We start from the raw sequence: 5311 nt of genomic DNA on the forward strand, positions 1-5311 counted from the left end.
GGAACGTGGACGCTCTTGGACAGGTGGCGGCGTGGCCGGTCGAGACCGTCGCGGTCGCGGTGATGGGTCGGGCGGACGAGGCGGTCGGACCGGGTGCGGGGTCCGGGTGGCCGGACGCAGCGGTGACCCCGCGGGTCCGGGAGGTGGCGCGGACCGGACCACTCGATCACCCCTTCCGGCTGGCCTCGGTGTCGAAGCTGCTCAGCGCCTATGCGGTCCTGATCGCCGTGGAGGAGGGTGCGATCGGGCTTGACGATCCCGCCGGACCCCCCAGGTCCACCGTGGCTCATCTACTCGCCCACACCTCCGGGCTCGCGTTCTCGGGGACCCGCACATTGGCCCCCCCGGGCACCCGTCGCATCTACTCCAACACCGGGTTCGAGCGGCTGGGGGAGGCGCTGGAGAAGGCGACCACCATCGCCTTCGCCGACTACCTCGCCCAGGCGGTCTTCGAGCCCCTCGGGATGCACGGTGCCCGGCTGACGGGATCCCCGGCCTCCGGCGTGACGGCGACGCTTGCCGACATGCGACGCTTCGCTGCCGAGCTCCTCGCCCCGACGCTGATCACCTCCGCGACGTTCGCCACGGCCATCTCGGTCGCCTTTCCCGGACTTGCCGGCGTGTTGCCGGGTTTCGGCCAGCAGACCCCCAACGACTGGGGACTCGGCTTCGAGATCCGCGGCAACAAGCACCCGCACTGGACAGGCAGCTCCAACGCGCCGTCGACCTTCGGCCACTTCGGGCAGAGCGGGACCTTCCTGTGGGTGGATCCCGTCGCCCGCCTCGCATGTGTGACTCTTTGTGATCGTGATTTTGGCGAGTGGGCCCAGCGAGCCTGGCCACCGCTGGCGGACGCGATCCTGGCGCAGGCCCCCTCGTGGTTCGCAAACCGCTCGGCGTGACGTGCGAGAAAGGGCGGGGGCGGCGCGGCCGTCAGTGACCGTTTCCGGTCGGATGCCGGTTTCTTCCGAGGGCATTGTCAGCTTTTGGTCATGATCTGGAATCCAGATCTCCTTCCCATGGTCTGCGCGGGACGGCCGTGGCTCATGGGCCATGATGTCGGCATGTTTCCTCGGCGAGACCGATCCCGACGGCCGGTTCCTCACCCGGCGCAGGCAGGCATGGATACGCAGAGTAGCGAGCGTCGCTGCTTTCGTCGGGGAGCCGGTCCCGCATGACTGAGGGGGTGAACGGTCATACCGTCCAGGTTGTCCCGGCCGTTGATCCCGGTGAATCGGTTGTTCCGGTTGATCCGGTTGATCCGGTCGATTCCGCGGGTCGGGTGGACATCGGCGTGGCGATCGGCATCCCCGAGCCGTACCGCACAGAGCTTCAGGACTGGCGGGAGCGACTCGGCGATCCGAACGCAGCCCTCATCGTCCCGCACGTCACCCTGCTGGGTCCGACCTCCGTCGGGCTCGTGGACCTGCCCGTGATCGAGCGCCACCTCGCGCGGGCGGCGCGGGCGAACTCCCCGTTCACCATCCGCCTGCGGGGATCCGGCACGTTCCGGCCGCTGTCCCCGGTCGTGTTCGTCGCCCTCGCCATGGGTATCCTCCGGTGCGAGAAACTGGCGGCGGTGGTGCGGTCCGGTCCTCTCGACCGGCCGCTCAGCTTCGCCTACCATCCGCACGTCACCGTCGCGCACGACCTCGCCGAGGACGCGTTGGACCGCGCCTTCGATGCGCTCGCCGAATATCAGGCGCAGTTCGAAGTCAACGGGTTCGGGCTGTATGAAAGAGGCGCCGACCTGCGCTGGCGGCAACTACGCTTCTTCCCGTTCGGTCGCCCTGCGCGTGGGCCGGAACCGGTGGGCGGCGGGGGCGACGCGCCACACTCGGATCTCGGGAGTAAGCGCGCGTCGCCGGGGGGACAGTAACGAATGTGGCGGGACCTCGTCAGGCGGTACGGGCCAGTGTCGGGACGGTTTCCGGCACCGCTGTGGCAGTACGCCGGAAACGTCCGTTTCTCGATCACCTCATCCGGGCATATTCCCGCTACACAGCCGACGGCGGTGATCGTCTTGCGGCGTCGGCGACCTACTTTGCGTTCCTGTCGTTCTTCCCGCTGGTCGCGCTGGCCTTCGCGGTCACCGGCTTCGTCGTGGACGCGTACCCCGATGTGCAGGAGAGCCTGACCCGGCAGATCAACGACTATCTTCCGGGCTTGGCGGACAAGCTCGACGTTGCCTCGATTGGCAACGCCAAGGTCGGCGTGGGCATTATCGGTCTTGCCGGCCTCCTGCTCGCCGGACTCGCGTGGATCGACGCGCTGCGGGGTGCCATCCGTCTCGTATGGCACCAGGACATCGACGTTGGCAACATCATCACCCGGCGGCTGCGGGATGTCACGGTGCTCGCGGGACTGGGGCTGACTCTGTTGGCCTCACTCGTCGTGACCAGCCTCTCGACCTCGGCCACCGGGTCATTCCTGAGCTGGATCGGATTGTCCGGCAGCACCGCCGCGGCCTGGGTGACCGGCCTGCTGGCCCTGCTCGTCGCCCTCGCGATCGACACCGCGGTTTTCCTCTATCTGTTCTGGCGGCTGCCGCAGCAGACCGACCGGGTGCGGACGGTCCGGGGTGCGGTGCTCGGCGCCGTCGGAGTCGAGATCCTCAAGATCGTCGGCACCTGGCTGGTCGGGCAGACCATGAGCAATCCGGTGTACGGTACGTTCGCGGTGATCGTCGGGTTGCTCATCTGGATCAACATCGTCATGCGATGGACGCTGTTCGTCGCGGCCTGGACCGTGACGGCGCCCTACAACTCCGACGTCTTCCCCTCCGGTTCGGCAGCCCGGCATTCCGTCGCCGAGGCGGCCGACCACGCGGCGGCGGGGAGCGCGGGTGCGGCAGGCGCGGGCGCGGGATCCGCGGGGCCGGCGTCCTACCGGTCGAGCGGCTCGCCGAACCCGGAGGCCTCCCGCCGCCCGGTGTCCGGCTCCCAGACCGGCTCGACGCCGCTCGAGCCGGCTTCACCCGACTCGTCATCGGCGAAGCCATCCTTGGCCGGACCGCTGCGGGTGGCGTCGGAGGGCAGCCCGCGTGGCACGGTGCCCATCCCCGCCCGGGTACGGGCACTCCTACGCCGCCGCATACCCTCGGGGACATCCAGCAGGTCGGACTGATCAGGTCCGGCCGCCGGCCTCAGCCTCACGGACACGTGTCCGTCGCGCGGTGCGGGCGGCCGACCCGACGGGCGCTCGACGTCCCGGAGGCCCGCCGCCGCGTGCCGCCGCCGGTGCTGGCGCCGACGCACTCGGGCGGCTCGACGGGTGAGCGCGGTGAGCAGGCATGCCACGACGGTGCAGCCGATCGCGATCCAGGTTATCGGGCCGATGCCGCTGCCAGGATCGCCCGCGCGGGCGACTCCGTGCCGCGAGGAGGCTGTTGCCGCGCCGGCGGTTGGCACGATCCCTGGACCCGCCGGGCTGACGGAGGGCCGGTCTCCCGCGGGCCCGCTCGACGCCGGCGCCGTCGCCCTGGGGTTCGCGAGATACCCGACCAGGGTGACCGTGTCGGCGTGCGCGAAACCCCAGTCGAGCAGCGCGCGTGCGTCCTTGCCGTAGGCGGGAGCCGTCCGCAGCAGGGCGACGATGAGGGTGTGGCCGTCGCGGGTGGCCGCGCCGACGAACGTCGCGCCGGCCGCGATGGTGTAGCCGTTCTTCACCCCGATAGCCCCCTCGTAGGAACGCAGCAGGGCGTTGTGGTTCTGGATCTCGAAGCGGGTACCCCCCCGGCCGGCGAGCGAGGCGCGCGGGATCGTCAGGTAGCTCCGCACCGTCGGGTTGTCCAACGCCGCCCGACCGAGCACGGCTAGGTCGTGCACACTGGTGACCTGGCCCGGACTGTCCAGCCCGGTCGGGTCACCGGCGACGGTGTCCGTCGCGCCGAGCGACCTGGCCAGAGCGTTCATCCGCTGCAGCACGGCGGGGGTTCCCCCGCTCGCCTGGACCAGGGCCATGGTCGCGTCGTTTCCGCTGGAGATCAGCATGGCAGTCGCCAGGTCACGGACGGTGTATCCGACCCCCGGCACGAGACCGACCTTCGTGCCGTCCACCCGAGGGGCGTTCTCGTCGACCGTCACGACCCGGTCCGGCGGCAGGCCGGGCAGCACGGTCAGCGCGGTAAGGATTTTCATCGTGCTGGCCGGGAGATCCTGGGCGTGGGGGCGGTAGGCGGCGAGGATGGCGCCGCTTCCCGCGTCCGCGACAAGCCACTCGGCCGCCGTGAGACCGGCCGTGAGACCGGCCGGGGGAGCGGAGTCGGAGGCGGCGGTGGGTGCCGGTGCGGCGAGTGGGACGGCCGCGGCCGCCGGAACGATCTTCAGGAACGGGGCGAGAATCGCTCCGAGGACCGCCACGGCCACCAGCGCCCGCCCGAGGCTTCCGCGGAGGCGACGCGGGTCATGCCGGGGCGGACAGGGGACACGCACCTGTCGAACGCTACTGGGTTGCCCCGTTCCGCAGAAGGGTGGTCACGGCCCGTGTCGCGAGTGGGTGTTTCCTGTGGAGGAATCCACTGGTTGCGGCTTTCCCATTGAATGCCAGGAGGAGCCCGTATGGGCAGAGAGGCTATGGTGCCCGTGTGTTGTGAATCCTCTGTTCTTGAGGTGCGTCGTCGCGCTGGCCTCCCGGGTGGGGTCGTCGAGCGTGGTCTCCGGGGTGGGACCGGTGGCGATGGTCGGCGTCGTCTTTCTGTCGGGACCGCCGTTTTCGCGGTTCCCGGTGCGGGTGGCATACCCGGCGTCCGTGGAGCGAGGGAGGATGCCGGTCGTGCTCACACCCGTGGTGTTTCTGCGCTTGTGGTGCTTGGGCCGCCGGGGGCGTTCCGGATTCCCGGCATTCGGCTTGCCCGTGGCGGGTGGGTCCTCGGTCTCGGGGTCGCTCGTTTCCCGGAGGCCACCACCGGCCGTGGACGCCGGCCCGCCGTGCCGTGACGGCGATCGTGCCGCGGTTGGCTTCCGTTCATCCGACGCCGTCTGGTGCGGAACGCGAACCGCGTCCCGAACCAGGCTCTCGATGTCGCCGCGAAGAGATTCGAGTTGGCCGGCCAGCTCGCCGCGCACGTACTGCCGGGTCGCCGCATCGCTCTGGGCAAGCCGGAGCGCGGCGATCTCACGCGCGAGAAACTCGGTGTCTTCCCGCATACGTACAGCGACCGCCCGATCTTCGGCCAGCGAGGCACGGTCACGGTCGTCCTGTCGGTTCTGGGCGAGCAGGATCAACGGCGCCGCGTAGGCGGCCTGGGTCGAGAAGGCCAGGTTCAGCAGGATGAAAGGGTAGGGATCCCACCGCAGCAGCGGTAGCGCGA

4 protein-coding genes and 1 pseudogene are annotated in these 5311 nt (G+C 70.2%); 3 read left to right on the forward strand and 2 right to left on the reverse strand.

Annotation, left to right across the window (positions count from 1 at the left end):
• Positions 1–5 precede the first annotated feature (5 nt).
• The 3 genes from ACY45C_RS18265 to ACY45C_RS18275 all read left to right on the forward strand — a co-directional run bounded on the left by ACY45C_RS18265 (position 6) and on the right by ACY45C_RS18275 (position 3126).
• Positions 6–902, forward strand: coding sequence for a serine hydrolase domain-containing protein (locus ACY45C_RS18265; RefSeq protein WP_462188798.1), 897 nt, complete (start codon positions 6–8; stop codon positions 900–902).
• Positions 903–1174: 272 nt separating this feature from the next.
• Positions 1175–1879 (forward strand): 2'-5' RNA ligase family protein, encoded by a 705-nt coding sequence (locus ACY45C_RS18270; RefSeq protein ID WP_462188793.1) that lies wholly within the window; start codon positions 1175–1177, stop codon positions 1877–1879.
• A 62-nt stretch (positions 1880–1941) separates the two neighbouring features.
• The gene (locus ACY45C_RS18275; protein ID WP_462188794.1) at positions 1942–3126 is read left to right on the forward strand and encodes a YihY/virulence factor BrkB family protein; all 1185 of its coding nucleotides are present in this window, start codon (positions 1942–1944) and stop codon (positions 3124–3126) included.
• Between the two features lie 467 nt (positions 3127–3593).
• Here ACY45C_RS18275 and ACY45C_RS18280 read toward each other — a convergent pair.
• Positions 3594–4433, reverse strand: a pseudogene (locus tag ACY45C_RS18280) (D-alanyl-D-alanine carboxypeptidase family protein); the annotation flags it as partial.
• A 42-nt stretch (positions 4434–4475) separates the two neighbouring features.
• Positions 4476–5311 (reverse strand): DUF1003 domain-containing protein (locus ACY45C_RS18285; RefSeq protein WP_462188795.1); only part of this gene is annotated, 836 nt, incomplete at its 5' end.

The sequence above is a fragment of the Frankia sp. CcWB2 genome (genome assembly GCF_977927585.1).